The 18625-nt window shown below is 62.8% G+C and carries 9 protein-coding genes and 1 pseudogene; 7 read left to right on the plus strand and 3 right to left on the minus strand.

The features are described 5' to 3' along the window. The first annotated feature begins 116 nt into the window (after positions 1-116). From SGJ19_20595 to SGJ19_20615, 5 genes and pseudogenes are all read left to right on the plus strand, one after another. Positions 117-512, plus strand: a complete 396-nt coding sequence (locus SGJ19_20595) for a PhnD/SsuA/transferrin family substrate-binding protein (protein MDZ4782653.1) — start codon at positions 117-119, stop codon at positions 510-512. A gap of 549 nt (positions 513-1061) precedes the next feature. Then, entirely contained in the window at positions 1062-2348 is a 1287-nt protein-coding gene (locus SGJ19_20600; GenBank protein ID MDZ4782654.1) for a Gfo/Idh/MocA family oxidoreductase, read from the plus strand. 78 nt (positions 2349-2426) lie between these two features. Then, positions 2427-4565, plus strand: coding sequence for a HEAT repeat domain-containing protein (locus tag SGJ19_20605; protein MDZ4782655.1), 2139 nt, complete (start codon positions 2427-2429; stop codon positions 4563-4565). A gap of 234 nt (positions 4566-4799) precedes the next feature. Further along, positions 4800-7895, plus strand: coding sequence for a PSD1 and planctomycete cytochrome C domain-containing protein (locus SGJ19_20610; GenBank protein MDZ4782656.1), 3096 nt, complete (start codon positions 4800-4802; stop codon positions 7893-7895). Between the two features lie 94 nt (positions 7896-7989). Then, a pseudogene (locus SGJ19_20615) lies at positions 7990-9437 on the plus strand (DUF1501 domain-containing protein). A gap of 431 nt (positions 9438-9868) precedes the next feature. Here the strand turns inward: SGJ19_20615 and SGJ19_20620 are convergent. The 3 genes from SGJ19_20620 to SGJ19_20630 form a co-directional block, all read right to left on the minus strand. Next, positions 9869-11608, minus strand: a complete 1740-nt coding sequence (locus tag SGJ19_20620; protein ID MDZ4782657.1) for a hypothetical protein — start codon at positions 11606-11608, stop codon at positions 9869-9871. 202 nt (positions 11609-11810) lie between these two features. Next, on the minus strand, positions 11811-15173 hold the full coding sequence (locus tag SGJ19_20625; protein ID MDZ4782658.1) for a protein kinase: 3363 nt from the start codon (positions 15171-15173) through the stop codon (positions 11811-11813). A gap of 522 nt (positions 15174-15695) precedes the next feature. Next, on the minus strand, positions 15696-16517 hold the full coding sequence (locus SGJ19_20630; GenBank protein MDZ4782659.1) for a sugar phosphate isomerase/epimerase family protein: 822 nt from the start codon (positions 16515-16517) through the stop codon (positions 15696-15698). Between the two features lie 251 nt (positions 16518-16768). Here SGJ19_20630 and SGJ19_20635 point away from each other — a divergent pair, with 251 nt between their 5' ends. Beyond that, positions 16769-17818, plus strand: coding sequence for a KpsF/GutQ family sugar-phosphate isomerase (locus SGJ19_20635; GenBank protein ID MDZ4782660.1), 1050 nt, complete (start codon positions 16769-16771; stop codon positions 17816-17818). 250 nt (positions 17819-18068) lie between these two features. Beyond that, positions 18069-18587: an HAD hydrolase family protein gene (locus SGJ19_20640; protein MDZ4782661.1), complete on the plus strand. Its 519-nt coding sequence runs from the start codon at positions 18069-18071 to the stop codon at positions 18585-18587. The last annotated feature ends 38 nt before the right edge of the window (positions 18588-18625 follow it).

The raw sequence follows: 18625 nt of genomic DNA on the forward strand, positions 1-18625 counted from the left end.
CACTCGCTACGAAAAACTGAAACAAACATTTCTGGCAATCATCCAACTGGCCCTCGGATTCATCCGCCTAAAGCGGATTTAATCGTCAACAGAGCCTAAAGCTGACAGGCGTCGAATTGATTCGCCTCGACAAGGAAGTCGATTTCCGCGGGAATCCCTGCGCCAGCCCTGAACACGTCTTGGCGGCGCTCCGAGCAGGGCGTGGCGAGGCCGGCATCGTCACTGAAGATCTCTGGAGAAACGTGCAAAGCAACGGCCAGGAAGGCGCATTCATCCAAGCGATTTGGACCTCGCCTGAGTTCAGCCATTGCGTGTTTACGGCAGCTTCGAACTTTGACGGCGATCTTGCGAAGCGCTTTACTTCATTGATGCTGAACATGGATCCCCAGGATCCGGAGACCGCGGAAATCATGCGGCTCGAGGGGACCAGCAAGTGGTTGTCTGGCAGCCAGGTTGGTTTCCAGGACCTCGTCGACGCGCTGCAAACCGAGAGCGCAGTAGCAGTGGAATAGCATTCCGCACAGGTCGCAATACGCGGAGGCGACTAAATTGTGGGCGCCGGCCGTGGGGGCGGAACGCCATTGCAACCAAGTCGCATCTGAGGGAGCGTCGTGTCGATTTCTTGACGCGTTCCGCGAAGTCCCAGCTTCGTTGCGGCGCCGCTCATGCGCTGCGGGCGAGCACGATTGCCGCGCCGACATGGAAGGCGATCCCCACCACGACCATCACTTTGGTCACGAGCGAAAGCAGCGCGGAAAACATGGAATAGTCCGTGTGTAAATCAAGGTCATGGCAAGCGATTCCGCGCGATGGCGGACGTAGTTGCCGTTGTTCTCTAGCAGGGCGGTCGGAAAGCAAATCCCGGGCCAATTTTGCCCAACAAATTGGCGACCAAGCTGAGTGAGTCCGGCAAGGGTTAGGCAGGGAATGCGGGGAGAGCCGCGACACGCTTGTGGCAATTCGCGGGCGGAGAATCTATAGTGGCAACCGTTGGTATCCAGGCAACCAGTTCCCCGGCGCCGGATGATGTCCGCCGCCGCGGCAAGGCGAGGAGCTTAGTCATGGTCAAGCGCGTCGGAGTAGCTTCCAGGCGGCGGTTTCTGAAGTCCGCCGCGGCCGTGGGCGCCGCGGTGATGGCCCCGCAGGTCATTCCCAGTTCGGCCCTGGGTCGCGATGGCGCCGTGGTGCCGAGCGAGCGGATCGTCCTGGGCGGCATCGGCATCGGCAACCGCGGGACCTACGACCTGGGCTGCTTTCTGGAACAGAAGGACGTCCAGTTCGTCGCCGTGTGCGATATCAAGGCGGCGCGCCGCCACGCCGTGAAGCAAATGGCCGATCAGCAGTACGGCAACCAGGATTGCGCGCAGTATCGCGACTTCCGCGAACTCCTCGCCCGCGACGACATCGACGCCGTGCTGATCGCCACCGGGCCGAATTGGCACGCCACCGCGGCGATGAACGCCGCCCGGGCCGGCAAGGACATCTACTGCGAGAAGCCCTGCACGAAGAACATTTCGCAAAGCCTGATCCTGGCCGAAACGATGCGCCGCACTGGCCGCGTATTTCAAGCTGGCACGCAGCGCCGCAACTTGCCGCACTTCGCCTTCGCCTGTGAACTTGCGCGGTCCGGAAAGCTTGGCAAGCTCAAGCGAGCGTACGCCCATCCGGCCGGGATGGAAGCCGTGATGAGCGGCTGGCTGCCGGGGGAACAGGCGCCTGCGAAGGATGTCATCGATTGGGACATGTATCTCGGCCCCGCGGCCTGGCGGCCCTTCAACGCCAAACTGCTCGACGGCTTCAACTTCGAAAAAGGGGGCGGGCTCGTCGGCGGCGGCATCTTGGAATGGGGCTCCCATTGCGTGGACCTCTGCCAGTTGGGCGTCGGCGCGGATGACACGGTGCCGGTCGAATACAATCCGCCCGAGAACGGCCAGATGGTCGCCCGCTATGCCAATGGCGTGGAGCTGATCATTCGCGAAACCGGCTGGATTCCACTCGGCTCCTGCCCCATCCGTTTCGAAGGCGAAACCGGTTGGGTGGAAACCGGCGATAGCGGGAAAATGGTGCTCAGCTCGCCGGAGTTGCTGGCCGGACAGACCGTGGAAGAAATCGGCGGATACCCAGCAACCTTCCACGTCCGCGATTTCCTTGACTGCGTGAAAACGCGCAGCCTGCCGAAGGCGCACGCCGACGCGGCCTGCTACGCCCATATCGCTTGCCACGCCGCGAACATCTCGCTCGCGCTGAAGCGCCAGTTGAAATACGACCCCGTGAAGAACGAATTCATCGACGATGAACAGGCCAACCGACTGCGGTCGGAAGCCTTGCGCGAACCGTGGCGCGTCTAGTCGCCCTGCCGGTTTCGCAACTGCCGCGTTGAGTCTGTTCCTTCAAATCGCGCACACCTCCCCTACAGGATTGCCTCGATGTTACGATCCGCATTCCCCACGCGACGTGCCGCATTGCTGGTGGCCGTCGCCTGGTCGCTTTGCCATTCCATCTCACTCGCGGATGACGCCAGCAACGCCGCGAAAGAACGCGAGTTGCTCACCGTGCTCCAAACCGGCGAGAAGGCCGATCAGGCGCTCGCCTGCAAACAACTGGCCATCTACGGCAGTGCGCTCACGGTGCCGGAGTTGGCGAAGCTGCTGGAAGATGAACAACTCAACTCCTGGGCTCGCACCGCGCTCGAAGCCATTCCGGGACCGGAAGCGGACGAGGCGTTACGCAACGCCACCGACAAGGTTTCCGGACGCTTGCTCGTGGGCGTACTCAACTCCATCGGCGTGCGACGCGACGCCGGCGCCGTGGAAGTGCTGATCGCTCGCCTGCCGAATGCCGACGGGGAAGTCGCGTCAGCAGCCGCAGTGGCGCTGGGCCGCATTGGCAACGACGCGGCGGCGCAAGCTTTGCGGAAGGCCTTGTCCACGACGTCGGGCGAAGTCCGCAGCGCCGTGGCCGAAGGCTGCATTTTGTGCGCGGAGCGCATGCTCGAAGCGGGTCGCAACGACGACGCCGTGAAGCTCTACGATGAAGTCCGCGAATCCGAAGCCCCGCGGCAACGCATTCTGGAAGCCACGCGCGGCGCGATTCTCTCGCGCGGCAATGAAGGCATTCCTCTGCTGGTCGAGCAACTGCGTTCGTCGGACCGAGGCCAGTTGCAAATTGGTCTCAGTACCGCCCGCGAACTGCCCGGGCGCGAAGTCGCGCAGGCCTTGGGCGCCGAGCTCGCAAATGCGAATCCACAGCGGGCTGTCATGTTGTTGGCGGCGCTGGCGGATCGCGAGGATGCGGCGGTAACGCCGGAAGTTTTGATCGCCGCGAATTCCGGGGCTTCGCCCGTGCGAGTCGCCGCCGTCGGCCTGATCGGCCGCGCCGGCGATGCTTCGCATTTGGCGACTTTGCTGGAAATCTGCACGGCGGACGACGGCGATCTCGCGCAACGTGCGAAGCTGGCGATCGCGACCTTGCCAGGCGACAACGTCAACGCGGAAATTGCTGCGCGTCTCGCTACGGCGAAAGGCAAGCAACTCCTCGCATTGCTCGAAGCAGTCGGCGAACGGCGTATCGCAGCGACCGAGTCGCTCGTCAAGCTGCTCGACGCGGATGATGCGGCGATTCGCGGCGGCGCGCTCGCGTCGCTCGGTGAAACAGTTGAAGCCAAGGACTTGCACGTCTTGATCGCCCAAGCGGTGGCCGGCAAGAATTCCGAAGACGCCCAAGCCGCCCAGCGTGCGTTGCGCACCGCGTCTTTGCGGATGGCCGATCGCGAAGCCTGCGCGCAACAACTAACGGACGCATTGGCGAAAGCGCCGTCAGTCGCTCAAGTCGAACTTCTCCGCACGCTCGGCGCGATGGGCGGACCCACGGCGTTGGAAACGATTCGCGTCACGATGCGCGGCGGCAATGAAACGCTCCAAGACGCCGGCAGCCAGGTGCTGGGCGAATGGATGAACGTGGAGGCCGGGCCCGCCTTGCTGGAATTGGCGAAAGACGCCGGGAGCGAAAAGTATCGCATCCGGGCGCTGCGAGGTTATCTGCGCTTGGCACGGCAGTTCCAGATGTCCGACGATGAACGGGCCGCGATGTGCGCCGAGGCGATCGCGGCCGCTAGCCGCATCGAAGAGCAGAATCTTGCACTGGCCGTGTTGGAACGCTATCCGAGTGTTCCCGCGCTGCGCGCCGCAATTGCCGCCGGCGAGTCGCCGACGTTACAAGGCGAATCGCAGCGCGTCGCACTGGCGATCGTCCAGAAGCTCGATCCCGCCTCGCTCGACATGGCGGACTTGCTTGAGAAGCTGGGCCTCCAGCCAGTCAAGATCGAAATTGTCAAAGCGGAGTACGGCGCCGGCGAATCCCAGCGCGACGTCACCGACGTCCTAAAAAACCACGCGAGCGGCCTGCGCCTGATCGGCCTGCCGTCTGCGAATTACAACGAGTGCTTCGGCGGCGACCCCTCGCCCAATGTCGTGAAGCACCTCAAGGTGAGCTATCTCATCAACGGCAAGCCCGGCGTAGCGACGTTCGACGAAAACGCGACGGTGCTGCTGCCGATGCCGGAGTAAGCCGCTGGCAACGCGGCGTTCACAGCCACAGTCAAAAACAGGCGGGCCAAGCGTCACTGCGGGCGTTTGGCCCGCGTCTCCGCGCCTTGCGCGACCGTCCTGCGACCATTGGCTTCACGCCAGCGCGTGAGTCATAATGGCCGCTGGTCGCGTGTCCCATTGCTGACCTCCGGGGAAAGGCATTTCATGCCCAGTCAGGCCGCTCTTTTTCGATTCAAAATATCGCGCGTCGGCGTGGCAATCGTACTGATGTTTCTATCGGCAGTCGCGGCGCAAGCCGATGATCTGTCGAGCGGCGAGCGCGTGTTGTTTAATCGTGACGTGCGCCCGATTCTCTCTGACAAGTGTTTCGCTTGCCATGGACCCGACAAGAACGAGCGCGAAGCGGAATTGCGACTTGATACGGAAGCCGGTTTGTTGGGCGTCGACGGCGAGCCTGGCGTGGTGGTACCGATGAAGTCGGCGGAAAGCCGGCTCGTGGAACGGATCAGGGCGGAAGATGTCGCCGAGCGCATGCCCCCGGAGGAATTCGGCAAGCCGCTCAGCGACACGGAGATCGAGACGCTGCGGCGTTGGATCGATCAAGGCGCATCCTGGGAGGGGCATTGGTCGTTCCTTCCCATTGAGCCGCCACAGGATGCAGCGAGCAACCATCACGAGGACTGGATTCGTAACGAGATTGATCGACAAGTGCTCTTAACGATGCGGGAACACGAACTCGCGCCTTCCGCGCCGGCCGATCCGCGCACGCTGTTGCGGCGAGTCAGTCTTGACCTCACCGGTTTGCCGCCGACGCCGGAGCGCGTATCGCAAATTCTCCAAGACACGACGCCCGGCGCGTGGGAGCGCTACGTCGATGACTTGTTGGCGTCCCCTGCACATGCGGAGCGCATGGCGGTCTGGTGGCTGGACTTGGTGCGCTACGCGGACAGCGTTGGCTATCACGGCGATCAGGAGGTGAGCGTTCATCCCTATCGCGAGTATGTGATTCAATCCTTTTGGCGCAACAAACCGTTTGATGTCTTCACGCGCGAGCAGTTGGCTGGCGACCTGTTGCCCCAGCCGACGCAGGAGCAACGCATTGCATCCGGTTACAACCGCCTCGGCATGATGAGCGCCGAAGGGGGCGTGCAGGATAAGGAGTATCTGGCCAAGTACATCGCCGAACGCGTGCGCAACCTCAGCGGCGCCTGGCTCGGCGTCACGCTGGGGTGCTGCGAATGCCACGATCATAAGTACGATCCTTTTAAGACGAAGGACTTTTACAGCCTCGAAGCCTTCTTCGCAGACATCGAGGAGCGCGGCCTCTATTCCGGGGCGAACGCCGACGGCAACTGGGGCCCTCGGATTTCAGCGCCGACTCCGGAGCAATCTCAAAAGCTGGCCGAACTCGAAACCCAGATCTCCGCCACAGGGCAGGTGCTCGCGACGAACACGCCTGATCTCGAACGCGAGCAGCTGGCCTGGGAACAACGACACATTGAGTGGACGACATTGGCTCCCGCGTCGGTCGTTTCGGCCGAGGGCGCGACGTTGACCGTGCAGGCAAACGACGCGGTGCTGGCTTCCGGCGCAAGTCCGACGACGGACGTCTACACCGTTTCCTTCACTGGCCTGTCCGGCACGTTCACGGCCATCCGACTCGAAACGTTGCCGGACGAGTCGTTGCCGCAACTCGGACCCGGCCGCGCCGACAACGGCAACTTCGTTTTGAGTGAATTCGATGCGAAGGTTTCGTCCAGCGCCGAAGGTACGGACGCCAGGACCATCGCGTTCCAAAGTGCCACGGCGACCTTCGAGCAAACCGCGTACTCCGAAGGACATCCCAACGGACGTTGGGCGGTCGCGGCCGCCATCGACGGCGATCAGCATGGCCCGACCTGGGGCTGGGCGATCGCCGAACAAGTCGGCCAGTCGCAATCCGCCGTGTTTGTCTGCTCCGAGCCGGTCGAGATGGTCCCGGCCGACGTCGTAACCCTCACGCTCCGTCAGTCTCTCGACAGTCCGCGGCACACGCTCGGAAAATTCCGCCTGGCGATTGCCCGTGAAGCATTGCCGGCGCGGATGTTCGACTATCCGCCGCCTGCCATCGCGGCAATCCTCGTGGCGCCGGGCGAAACGCGATCCACGGAGCAACAGGCGGAGTTGGCGGCGCATTTTCGGTCAATCGCCCCTTCTCTGGATGCCTCGCGCAGTCGCCTGGCGGTACTTACCGCGGAGCGTGATGCACTAGGGCAATCGATCTCGACCAGCCTGGTGACCGCGGCCGTCGAACCGCGCATGATTCGCGTCTTGGCGCGCGGCAACTGGATGGACGAAAGCGGCGAGATCGTCAAGCCAGGCTTTCCCGACTGCTTGCCATCTTCGCCAACGGCGGATCGGCGGTTGAATCGCCTGGACCTCGCGAATTGGGTTGTCTCGCCCGAGAATCCTTTGACGGCGCGGGTGTTCGTGAATCGCGTCTGGAAGCTGCTCTTTGGCGCTGGCCTGTCGCGGCGCGTCGATGACCTCGGCGCGCAGGGAGAATGGCCCAGCCATCCCGAACTACTGGATTGGCTCGCCGCGGATTTTCGCGACCATGGTTGGGATGTACGTCGGCTGGTACGACAAATCGTGCTCAGCAACGCGTATCAGCAATCGTCCGTGGTCAGCAACGCGGCGCGCGAGCTCGATCCCGCGAATCGCTGGCTAGCGCGACAATCCGCTTTTCGCCTGGACGCCGAGTTCGTGCGTGACAATGCCTTGTCGGTCAGCGGATTGTTGGTGGAACGCGTCGGCGGGCCGAGCGTGCGACCGTATCAACCGCCTGGCTTCTGGGCATATCTCAATTTCCCGCAGCGCGAATGGCAGAACTCGCAGGGCGACGGACTCCATCGGCGCGGAGTTTACACCCATTGGCAGCGGCAGTATTTGCATCCGTCACTGTCGGCGTTCGACGCGCCGAGCCGCGAGGAATGCACTGCCGATCGCCCGCGTTCGAACACGCCCATGCAGGCCCTGGTGTTGCTGAACGATCCCACTTACGTCGAAGCCGCTCGCGCGTTCGCCGCCAAGCTCATGCGTGAAGGCGGCGCCGACACGGATGCGCGCATCCATTGGGCCTTCGAACGTGCGCTCTTGCGCCCGGCGAAACCGGAGGAAGTTGCAGCGCTCCAATCGCTGTACGAGAAACATCTCGCCCAACTGCGCGACGATCCAGCCGCGGTCGCAGCGCTGACGGGCATCGATGAGAATGCCGCGTCAGTCGATATCGATCGCAGCGAACTCGCGGCCTGGACAAGCGTCTCGCGCGCTATTTTGAATCTGCACGAAACCGTGACGCGCAATTAGGAGCCCGCGGTTATGGCCGGTCTCCCGACCGTGCCACCTGTTCCGGGAGTGGTTCTGAACGATATGCCCGTCGAAGACTTGGAGTGTAATCACCATGCGGCTGCCCCCATCCATCGCGCGGCGCACGTTTCTCCGCTCGTCCGGCCTCAGTGTCGGCTCGATGGCGCTTACGTCACTGATGCGCGAACAATCCGGCCGCGCCGCGACGAGTGATTCCGCGCCGACGGATCCGATGACCGGTGAATGGCCGGGCGTCGTGCGGCCGCTGCATTTTCCTGCGCGGGCGAAGCGCGTGATCTGGCTGTACATGGCCGGCGGTATGAGTCATCTGGATACGTTCGACCACAAACAAAAACTGGTCGACATGAATGGCCAGCCGTGCCGGAATCGATCACCAACGGCCAACAGATCGCGCAGTTGCAGGGGTCAAAGCTCGTCTGCCTGGCGCCGCAGCATCCGTTCCAGCGCTGGGGCCAGTCCGGCCAGCAAATCAGCACGATCTGGCCCGAGTTGGCGTCGCGCTGCGCCGACGATCTCTGCATTGTGCGCTCAATGCATACCGAAGCGATCAATCACGATCCCGCGCACACGTTCATGAACACCGGCTCGATGATCGCCGGCCGCCCGGCGATGGGCTCTTGGCTGCTCTATGGATTGGGCGCCGACACGCACAATCTGCCGGGCTTCGTCGTGATGGTCTCGACCGGCAACTACGGCCAGAAGCAACCGATTGCCGCGCGGCAATGGCATTCCGGCTTTCTGCCCAGCCGTTTCCAAGGCGTGGAGTTTCGCAGCGTCGGCGATCCCGTGCTATACGTTCACGGGCCGGCAGGCGTCACCGATGCGCGGCAACGGGACGTCGTCGATGCGGTGAAGGAACTGAATCAAATCCAGGCCGCGACCACCGGTGACAGCGAAGTGGCGACGCGCATCGCGCAGTACGAAATGGCGTTTCGCATGCAAACCAGCGTGCCGGAACTGGTCGACGTGAGCGATGAACCGCAATCGATTCTGGATCTCTACGGCACCCGCGGCGGCGACGGCACGTTCGGCTCGAATTGCTTGCTGGCGCGACGGCTGGCCGAACGCGGCGTGCGGTTCATTCAGCTCTATCACCGCGACTGGGATCACCACGGTGCCGTGCAGGATCATGTCGCCGGCTCCGCAGCCGAGGTCGATCGCGGCGCGGCGGCCCTGCTCACCGACTTGAAGCAACGCGGCATGTTGGACGACACCATCGTGGTCTTCGGTTCCGAGTTCGGCCGCACGCCAATGGCCCAGGGAGACGGCCGCGATCATCATCTGGCGGGCTTCACGATGTGGATGGCCGGCGGCGGCTTCCGCGGCGGCCTCAGCTACGGCGCCACTGACGAGTTGGGCTACCACGCCGTCGAGAATCGCGTTTCCGTGCATGATCTGCACGCCACGCTACTGCACCAACTCGGCATCGATCACACGCGCTTCACGACCAAATTCCAAGGCCTCGACGCCAAACTCACCGGCGTCGAACCGGCGCGCGTGGTGACGGAACTGCTGCGTTGATCTCCGTCGGATCTGGCTCAGAGCACACCCGACGTGCTGGGCTGGGACATAACTGTCCCTAAACCAGCGAGGCAGAGTAAACTTCGGTTGCCGTTGGAGATAAAACTCTCCGTTGAATTGTGTCGGCGCAACTGAGAGTGCTGTCTCGATACGTGTGCCACGTCAACCCTCCCTCGCTTGCGCTAGGGGCATTTGCTTCGTCACACGTCGATTTTCGGGTGAATGCCTTCCCGTGGGCGCCTGGGGCTGGGGCAATCTAATACGGCAACCAATTCGAAGTAGCTGGGGCATCGTATCGACTTGTTGACAAGTCATTTGAAGCCCCAGTGTGATGGACCATGGAGATTGCGACACCTGCGCCCCTGCCCCAGGCGCCCACTGTTTTCATGCACCCGAAAAATGACTTGTGTCGAACCACTCGTGTTGGTGGCCTAGAACTGCGCACGCGCCGCGCGGGTCGGTCGCGGGCCGATGTTGCACATCACGCGAAATTCCCCATCGAATTGGCGATCTGTCGCGTCGGAGAGCGGCGCGGTGTAACCGACCGTCATCAAGGCGTAGTTGAACAGCTCTACGTTCAGACCGATCGTCGTGTTCAGCACGTCGACGTCCTGATTTGCGTTGCCAAGCACGAGGTTCCCCCGCTGCAACACGTCCTGGTCTTCCAGCGAACGGTTGTAGTGCAGTTCCCAGACCGGAGCGAGTCCGGTCACCTTGCCGGAATTGCTGCGATGGATCCAGTAGCCGACGCCCAAGTCGGCGATCATTAGCGTGGAATCGTTGAGGCGGCCGAAGCGTTCGAGACCTAATCCTTGCAAATCAGCCCAGACGGGGTTGCCGTCAATGTCGACGTCTAGTTGTGTGAAGCCCTGCGCAAAGAAGCGATCGCTCGGCGTCCAGAGCAAGCCCAGAAACGGCTGCAGGTGGAACGCGTCGTTGTCGATCGCGATCAGCGGTCGCCCATCCGCGAGTGAGACCACCACGTCGTCGGCGGTTGGCACGCTCACGCCCAGGCCGCCGGCGAATGCCCAATTGTCGTTCGACCAGAGCAGCAGCTTGAGAATAACCGAGGCGTTGCCGAACTCGGTGTTGCTGCCGTTCGTGATCTCGCCGGCCGTGAGGTTGCTATCGAGCGTCGACGCGAAGGGCGCCGTCAGTTCCACCGAACCGCGACCGTTCCAGAACGTCTTTTCGAAGCCCGGCGTGTAGCGATTCACGTCCGGATCGCTCGAATTGAATGGCACGTTGTGGAACAGGCTGTAGTTGAAGAAGACTCGGTCGCGCGGAATCGGGCTGTCGTTCTCCGCGATCTTCACGCGCCCCACCGCGCCGCCGCCGCCCGGGCTGGGCACATTCACGATCACCGCGTCGGGGCGGAACATGTACTCGTATTGCAAATCGTAGGCAGTCGCCAGACCCGGCACGCCTGCGTCGCCGTCGACCGGACTTCGCGCGGAGCTGTTGATCGCCGTTTGCGGATTGAGAAACGTCCCCGGCGGCGTCGAGATCTGCTGCCGCACGAGATAGCCCGCGCCGCTCAAAAAGACGAGCGTGCCGGGCTGACCCTGGGCATTTAGGACTACGGTCGTCAATCCGCCCGGTTGCGGCACGTTCGGGAACACGTCCGGCTCGCCATCGCCGCTGCTGTCGAAGGCGTTGGCGAATGGCGCTGGAAGACCGTTCACGATCGGCAGTCCGCCGCCGCCGCCGCCAGGGTGATCGAAGTTCGCAAACGTTGACAGGAAGTCGCTGTCGAGCGCGGCATCGAAGTAGACGGCCGTGGTTTTATATTCCGCGCCCTGCACCGATAGCTGGTAGAGCGACGCGCCGAACAAATCGCCGATCATATACGGCGTATTGGCCTGCCGGCGCGAGACGGCGGAAGCGCCGCCGCCGAGCGCATACTGTGACGCGGAACTGGATCGTCGCGAAGGATTCGTTCGGGGTCGTGGAGTTTCCGTCGTGGCCGTGCTGCCATCGACGATGCTGGGCTGCAATTCAGTCGGTGCTGGCGGCGTTGGCGATGGCGGCTGCCAGGCCAATTGTTCGTCGGGCGAGTCCCAGGCGTCGGTCGCGTAGCTGGGTTCGTCGTCTTGCGCGCGCGCCGGAACAGTCAACGCGGCGGCGCACAGCGTGCCGGCCATCAAGGCGATATAAGGGTTCCGTCCCATGTGCCGCGGCTCCTGGCGAACGATCCCACTCCGCATCCTGCGGAACGGCAAGCTCTGGCGAGCGCAACGACGGCGCTCGGCGCAGCACCTCACCCTCTATAATGTATCGGTTACACCGGCACTGACGGTGAGGAAGTTTCTGCCGTGAAGCGACCGGAGTAGCTCGCAGGGACTGAAACGCAAGTTGTTTCCGAATCCCGGTTTAAGGCTTGCCGAGCCACTGCTGGAAGTCCGGGTCATCGCGCAAGAGCCCCAATTCCTGATCGTCCTTGAGCTGCGCGCGATCATACCCGGCGGCCACGGCGGCTTGCAGCGTGGTCAGGGCCTCGTCCAAGCATCGGTTGCGTTGGGCCAGCTCCTCGACGGTCAGGGCGTCCTCTTCGTCGCCGCCGACCCAGTCCGCGTTGGCACAGTACTCGATCGTTGTGGCGTATAACTCATCCGCGCGGTCGCCGCTCAACGAACGCTGCTCCGACAGCGCGGCCAGCGATTCGTCCATGCCGCCGAATTCTCGCTCGAACACCGCCAATTGTCGAAGATGCTGGCGCAGCTCCTGGCGGCTTGGCTCGTCGAGCTTCAATTCCCGCGCGGTCCGGAAATGAGGGGTGGCCTCGCGACAGGCGGCGATCGCCTGATCGGGATTTTCCAGTCGCGAATGCACCACGGCCAACTCGTCCTGCAAGCGGGCCAGCGCCATCAGTCGGCTGGCGTCGCGCGGGTCGGCTTGCAACAGTTTCTCGCGAAGTTTCTCGGCTTGCAGGTAGACCGGCAACGCTTCCGGCAAATTGTCTGATTGCGCACGTGCAAGTGCCACGGCATACCGCAAGTCGGCTTCGTGCGTCAGCAGTTTTTCGTCCTGCTGCAACGTCGGATGCTCATCCACTTGCGCCTGATACTTCGCCAGCGCCTGTTCCAGCGTATCGCGCGAGGCGATGGCCTGCCCGGCGTGCAATTGATTGAGGCCCAGGTTCGTCAAGCACACGAGCAGATCACTCGCGTAGCGCGCATCGCCCGGATCGAGCTTGACGAGCCGTTCCAGGATCGTCCGCGCGCGGGTAAGCCATTCGATCGCGAGATTGGGTGCTTCCTCGGAGAGGTTGGCTAAATCAATATAGACGGCGGCGTTGTCGGCCTGATACTCCACGACGAAGGGGTTCTTGGCGGAGAGGCGATCCAGCAGATCGCGCGATTCCTCATAGGCCTTGGACGCGGCCTCGCGGTTGCCGCTCGACTGCTCGGCACGTCCGAGCTCGCGCCAGCTGAGCGCCATGCCCCGCTCAAAGTCCGGATTGCCGGGTTCCAGGTTCAAGACGTCGCGATACGCGGCCAGAGCTTTTTCCAAGGACTCGCGCGCGGCCACCGGGTTCTCATGTTGCAGGTGGAACGCGGCCAGATTGTAGTAGCCCTCGGCCAGGTCGCTGAGATAAAGCGATTCCTTCGGGAAGTCGAGCACCAACTTTTCACGTTCGTCGAGCGCGCGTTCGAATTCCGTGATCGCCGATTGGGGCTTGCCCATCATCGACTGCACGGCGGCCATGTTGTTGATGCTGTTGGCCAACTTGCGGCGCAACTTGCCGTCGCGATCGACGTGGCGCACCAGATCGTCGCGCAGTTTGTGCGCCTTGGCGAAGGAGTCTTGGGCATCGGGTAACATGCCGGATTCCATCAGCACCTCGCCCATCGCGTTGTGCGTGTTGGCCAGATCTTCCATCACCGACATCGGGGCGTCGGGCGCTTGCGCGGCTGCAACCTGCACTTGCATGGCACGGTTAAACGATTCGAGCGCCGCTTGATTCGTGCCGATCTCGTCGGCGATCCGGCCCACCCGATAATGCGCGGCGGCCAGGTCGAGCTTGAGGTCCGGATCGTCGCCGCGATCCTTGATGAAGCCGGTGTAGTAGCGCTCGGCCGATTCCAGCAGCTCGCGCCGCAGTGGCTGCAAGCCCGGCACTTCCAGCAACTTTTCCTCGCTGACCTTGGTGAAGAATTCATTCACCGCATTCTTGGCGTCCTGGAAGCTGGCTTCCGCTTCGGCGCGGGCGATTGATTCGTTGTTCCGCGCTTCGGCTTCCGCGTCCCGTGCGCGTTCGATCAATGCGCAAGCGATCATCGAGACCACGGCAATTGCCAGCAAGGCCACTACGCTGGATTGCGCGATCGCGCGGTGTCGCCGCGTCCAGCGGCCGATTTTTTCGCTTGCGGTTTCCTGGTAGGCCCCGACCGGTTCGTCGGCGAGCCAATGTTCCAGGTCGTGCGCCAAGGCTTGCGGCGACGCGTAACGGTCCTCCGGCTTGAGCGCCATCGCGCGGACGCAAATGGCCTCCAGCGGCTTCGGCACGCGATGGTTAACGATCCGCGGCCTGGGAAAATCGCCGCTCTGCACGCGTTGCAATGTGCTGCCGACATCGCCGCCCTCGAACGGCGCCCGCCCCGTCAACAGCGCGAACAGCGTCGCGCCCAGACTGTATACATCGCTGGCGGGCCCAAGTTGATCGATTCGCCCCGCGGCCTGTTCCGGACTCATGTACGCCGGCGTGCCGACCGCCCGGCCGACCTGCGTTTCCACGGTGCCCGTCGCCGACATCGGCCGCAACGCGCCTTCGCCCGGAAAGACCGCCTCTTCGACTTGATCCAATGGTTTCGCCAACCCCCAGTCGACGACGAGCGTTTCGCCGTACTTGCCGACCATGATGTTGCCGGGCTTCAAATCACGATGCAACACTCTGCGGCTATGGGCGTATTCCATCGCGTTGCAGACGTCGACGAAGCGGCGCAGTAACTCGCGGAGGGCCAAAGCTCGTTCGCACGGATCGCGCTTCGAATTGCCGTCGGCGGCGAAGAACTTGCGAATGCAATCCTGCAGGCTGTCGCCACGGATGAACCGCATCGCGTAGTACGGTCGGCCGTCGTCGTAGGCGCCGAGCCCGTAAACCGGGACGATGCCGGGATGTTCCAAACCGCCGGTCACCTCGGCTTCCAGCAGGAAGCGGGCCCGGCTTTCCAGATTGTCGGCATGGCGCGGGCGGATTTGCTTGAGGGCGACTTCGCGATTCAATTCTGTGTCGCGAGCCACGAAGACCTCGCCGAGTCCGCCTCCGGCATGGGGGCGCAACACTTCGAAGCGCGAGACCTTTTTCTCCGGCGGCGCGGCAACTGCGACCGACGCCACGGCGCCGTTCGACTTGCCGTTCGTGCGCAGGCCCGTCAGTGGCAGCGTGCTGCGTCCCATGGCGGTGACTTGATGTGCGAAACCGGCGAGGCTGGCCTGGAGATCTCCATCGGCGATCGACCGCAATTCCTCGACGACGGTGTCCACGGCGCTCAGCGCCGCGAGGCTCTGTTCGATGCCGCCATGCAGTTTGACGTGTTCTTCGACCAGCGCATTCAACAACGAACGTCGATCTGAATCCATCAACTTCCGCTCGACGAGCAATTCGCCGAGCTGCGCCTGCTTGTTCAGCACCCAGGCGTTCATCGCGGCCACCAGGCCGTCCTTGGTGATGAAATCCATCTGCAGGGCAAGAATGCCGAACAGCAAGTTGCGGTCAGCTTGAATTTGGGCCATGGCGTCAGCCATTTTCATGGCTACTCGAAACGGTGAATCGACTATCAGGAAAGAGCAGCGTCGCGGCGGGAATTCGGAAGACGTTTACAGTTGTCAGCATCCAATCCAAATTGTTCGCGTTAGTGCATCGAGGTCAGCGAATCCCAGCCCCGCTAGGGGCGACAGATAATAGCCAGCGGTGCAAACCGCTGGATCGGAGTTCCCGCGAAATGTCGTTGAGCCCCATCGGGGCGGCACGGCTCTCGGTACACTGTTTGTGTCGCCCCGTTGGGGCTCTACGAAATTGGTTATCATCCGTTTCCAGGGGCTCGCGCCCCTGGCTATTGTCTGACGCCCCTGCCGGGGCAAATAGATTCAGCCTTGTGTCAGTCCGGAAAATGCGTCATGCGATATTGCGTCGTAACCATCGTGGATGATCGCGCGGACGGCGAACCGCTGTCATTCGACGCCAGCCGCGTCCGGAGAGTCCCGGCTTTTTCCGACCGCACGGCAGGGTCGTTAAAGGTCCTCTCGGCCACGCAATTATTGCATACTGGCTTGGCCGAGGAGCTTACGCAGGGCGGTCATGGCCACTTCGCTGAACTGGCGGCCGGAGATCTGCCAGATCACCGGGTTCATCAGCTCGATGGACACGTGGCCGGCATAACCCAAGCCGCGGAGGGCTTCCAGCAGCGATTCCAGCGGCAAATCGCCGTCGCCCGGCAGAATCCGGTCGGCGTCTGAGGCCAGTTCCCGAGGACGGTCGGCCAGATCGCATAATTGGACGTGGAACAGGTTATGCGGGCCAAGATAGGCCAGATCCTCGGTCTTGCTCCGTCCCACCGAGAAATGAAAGGCATCCAGACACAGCCCGAGGTTCGGCAGCCCGACCTGTTCCACGATTGCCGCCGCGGTCTGGAGGTTATTGGGAAACGCCGCTTCGGCCTGGAATTCCAAGGCCAGCCGGACGCCGTGATCGGCCCCGCGGCGCGCCGCGTCCGCCAGGGAAACCAGCAGCCGGTCGAGGTCGACCTGCGCAAACGGCGCGCCGACGTCCCCTGCGATGACGACCGTCTCTATTCCCAACACCTGGCAGAGTGGGAGCCGAGAATCGAACAGCCGCCAGGCTTCCGCCCGGGCCGCCCCTTGGCTGGTGAGCAGCCCGCCCTGACCCGCGGCGACCGACAGCCGGACGTCGTGCTCGGCGAGTAGCTCCTTCACATGCTCCAATGAATGCTCGCGAACGTGGTTCTCCAACTTGGTGAACCACACTTCGATCGAGTGACACGCGCCGGCGGCGTAGTCCTCGATATCTTGCGCGAACGAGGCATTGAGCGTGGAGATCTGGGCAAGACAGGGATGCATGGCGAATCACGCGAATACAGAAAATCGACGTCGAAACCGACAAGCCCAGGGAAGGCCACCCACAGTCTAACTATCTTGCGACGACTAGGAGGGCCTTCCCAGGACTTAACGAGAGCAGCGCCGGTAACCGTCAACAGCGTTTCGCAGCTTACCACGATTACATTGCCGCGAATCGGCCCGGCGGCTAGAATCCGCCGGCGCGAAATGGGCTTCGCGACGCACCCAGGTCAGGGACGACCGAATTTATGAGCATGGACGCCGCACTTCCGTGGCCTGCCGACGAGCCTGCGCCATCGCGCGGCGGGCGGCTGAGTCCCTTCGAGCGGATTCGCGCGGCGCGGCAAATCCTTCGCGAAGAAGCCGAGGCCATCACGCGCCTGGCCGAGACTTTGGACGGCGAGTTCGCCCGAGCCGTGGAACTCGTCGCTGAGTGCGCCGGCATGGTCGTCGTGACCGGTATGGGCAAGGCCGGCAACATCGGGCGGAAAATCTCCGCAACGTTGCGCTCCACCGGCACGCGCAGCGCGTTCCTGCATCCCGCGGAAGCAATCCACGGCGACTTGGGGTTGTTGGGAGACAACGACATACTGCTCGCGCTCTCGCAGAGCGGCGAAACTGAAGAGATCACGCGCTTGGTCGATTGCGCGCGGACGCAGGCGTTGCCGATCATCGCCATTACCGCCCGCGCCGACAGCAGCCTGGGCCGCGCCAGTGAAATCGTATTGGAACTCGGGCGTTTACGTGAAGCCGGCTCGCTCGGCCTGGCGCCAAGCACCAGCACCACGGCCATGCTGGCGCTCGGCGATGCCTTGGCTCTCGTGGCCTGCCAGATGCGCGGGTTCGGCCGCGAAGATTTTGCCAAGCTCCATCCCGGCGGCAGTTTGGGGCGCATGTTAAGCGACGTCGATCGTCACATGCGACGTTGGCAAGAATGCCGCGTAGCCCACGACGCACTCACCGCGCGCGAAGTATTCGTCGAAGTCAGCCGCCCCGGCCGCCGCAGCGGCGCGATCATGCTGCTCGACGCGGAAGGCATGCTATCCGGCATCTTCACCGACAGCGATCTCGCGCGGCTATTCGAAACCAAGCGCGAAGGCGATCTCGATCGCCCGATCCGCGAACTGATGACGGCGCGCCCAAAAACGGTCCTCTGCGGCTCACCCATGCACGCGGCGGTAGCGCTGATGGCGGAAAGAAAAATCAGCGAACTACCAGTCATCGACGCCGAGGGCCGCCCCGTCGGCCTGCTCGACATCACCGACATCATGGGTTTGTTTCCGGAGGCGGCGGGGAAAGAGTAGGGGAGGAGCAGAGGAGTAAAGGAGCTACGCGCGTTGTGGCACGGTCTCCCGACCGTGCCACGGGGTCGGGTTACGAAGGGAATTGGAGACCTTCGGTCGGACCGGTGGCACGGTCGGGAGACCGCGCCACAACATATAGCGGCGCCAACTTTCGCGATCGCTCGCGCCTTTCGCGGTTAAACATTCCTTCGACATTCAGTTATTCAGATTTGATTCGTCATTCAGATTTCGACCTTCGTCATTCGCCCCCATGTCTTTGACTGAACTTTGCCGGCCGATTTCGTTGATTCTGTCCGACGTGGACGGCGTGTTCACCGATGGAGGCGTGATTTATGACAACCAAGGCATCGAGTCGAAGCGTTTCCACATCCGCGATGGTCTCGGCGTCAAGCTGTGGCGGCGCGCCGGCGGTCGCTTTGGCGTGATCACCGGTCGCACGTCGCACATCGTCAACGTGCGGGCGGCGGAGTTGGGCATCGACATCGTGCGCCAAGGCACGGAGGACAAGCTGCCGGCGGCGCGCGACATCATCGCGCAATTGGGACTCACGCCGGAACAAGTCTGCTACATCGGCGACGACCTGCCCGACCTGCCGGCGATGCGTTGCGTCGCTCTCGGCGTCACGGTGGCCGACGGCGCCGAAGAACTCCGCCAAGCGGCCGACTATGTGACCAGCGCCAAGGGCGGCGAAGGCGCAGTGCGCGAGACCATCGAGATGATCCTGAAATCGCAACGCCGCTGGGAAGAGTTGGTGAGGAAATACGAGTAATGACGAAGTTCTAAATCTGAATGACGAATCAAATTCGA

The organism is Planctomycetia bacterium, from assembly GCA_034440135.1.
Taxonomy (GTDB): Bacteria; Planctomycetota; Planctomycetia; order Pirellulales; family JALHLM01; genus JALHLM01.

Excerpts from the sequence above, each read along its gene's own strand:
- SGJ19_20600 (MDZ4782654.1), top strand. The coding sequence starts at position 1,062 with ATGGTCAAGCGCGTCGGAGTAGCTTCCAGGCGGCGGTTTCTGAAGTCC.
- SGJ19_20605 (MDZ4782655.1), top strand. The coding sequence starts at position 2,427 with ATGTTACGATCCGCATTCCCCACGCGACGTGCCGCATTGCTGGTGGCC.
- SGJ19_20620 (MDZ4782657.1), bottom strand. The coding sequence starts at position 11,608 with ATGGGACGGAACCCTTATATCGCCTTGATGGCCGGCACGCTGTGCGCC.
- SGJ19_20625 (MDZ4782658.1), bottom strand. The coding sequence starts at position 15,173 with ATGGCCCAAATTCAAGCTGACCGCAACTTGCTGTTCGGCATTCTTGCC.
- SGJ19_20630 (MDZ4782659.1), bottom strand. The coding sequence starts at position 16,517 with ATGCATCCCTGTCTTGCCCAGATCTCCACGCTCAATGCCTCGTTCGCG.
- SGJ19_20635 (MDZ4782660.1), top strand. The coding sequence starts at position 16,769 with ATGGACGCCGCACTTCCGTGGCCTGCCGACGAGCCTGCGCCATCGCGC.
- SGJ19_20640 (MDZ4782661.1), top strand. The coding sequence starts at position 18,069 with ATGTCTTTGACTGAACTTTGCCGGCCGATTTCGTTGATTCTGTCCGAC.